Raw genomic sequence first — 1,095 nt, 5'->3', positions numbered from 1 at the left:
CATTCGGGCCGAGCATTTCGGGGCGCTCTTTGTAATTCTTGCCGTGCATCGCCAGGAACAGGCCGGCGCGCAGGACCGCGAACGCGTCGTCGGCGCCGGAGCAATCCGGCGTCGCTTCGCGGCAGTCGGCGAACAGCGGCGCGAGCTTGCTCACGCGATCGCGGAACACGCGGCGGATGGCCTGCTCGGTCGGGGCGAAGCCAAAATCCTCCGTGAAGGCGAGGCGCAGCTTGCTAAGGTCCGCGGGACGCGGTGCGGCCCAGCGTTCGGCGCGACCGCGCACGGGCTCGCCGGGCAGCGTATAGGCCAAGGGATCGCGGACATCGTCGCTCGCCATCACCGACAGCATCAGCGCGGTGTCGGCGACATTGCGTGCCATCGGTCCGTCGGTCGACAGGTTCGACCAGCCGAAGGCGCGCTTCTCGCTGGCCACGAGACCGTAGGACGGACGCATGCCGACGATGCCGGAGAAGCCGGCCGGATTGCGCAAGGAGCCGCCGGTGTCCGAGCCCGAGGCGAGCGGGGCCATGCCGCAGGCGAGCGCCACCGCCGAACCGCCGGAGGAGCCGGCCGCCGAGCGCATGGGATCGAAGGGATTGCCGGTCGCGCCGAACACCGGATTGCGGGTGTTGCCGCCGGCCGCCCATTCCGGCGTGTTGGTCTTGCCGAAGATGATGGCGCCGGCCGCGCGCAGCCGCGCGACCGAGCCCTGGTCGGCGACCGGGACATTGTCGCGCAACAGGGGGCTGCCATAGGTGGAGCGCAGCCCGGCGGTGTCCTGGGTGTCCTTGATCAGGACCGGAAGGCCGTGCAGCGCGCCGCGATCCTCGCCGCGCAGGATGGCGGCTTCGGCTGCCTTTGCCGCCGTGCGCGCGCGGGGCTCGTCCAATGTCACGACGGCATTGACGGCAGGATTGATGGTGGCGATGCGCGACAGGCAGGCGTCCAGCAGCTCGACGGGCGAGATCGCCCGCGCGGCCAGCAGGCGGCGCAGCTCAACGGCGCTGGAATCGCAAAGTCCGGACAATGCCAGTCCCTTTCAGATTATGAAAACGATTTAGCATATCGGAAAGTGAGGGAGGCGCACCAATAATC

1 protein-coding gene is annotated in these 1,095 nt (G+C 69.1%); it reads right to left on the bottom strand.

Going from position 1 to position 1,095, the window contains the following annotated elements:
• Positions 1–1,027, bottom strand: a 1,027-nt coding sequence (locus tag AC1D00_RS42390) for an amidase (RefSeq protein WP_477014817.1), incomplete at its 3' end; no start/stop codon positions are given.
• Positions 1,028–1,095: the final 68 nt, after the last annotated feature.

This window comes from Bradyrhizobium sp. P2_E8, assembly GCF_056403875.1.
The sequence above is the reverse complement of the archived record's forward strand: the minus strand, read 5'-3'. Positions and strand labels throughout refer to the sequence as shown.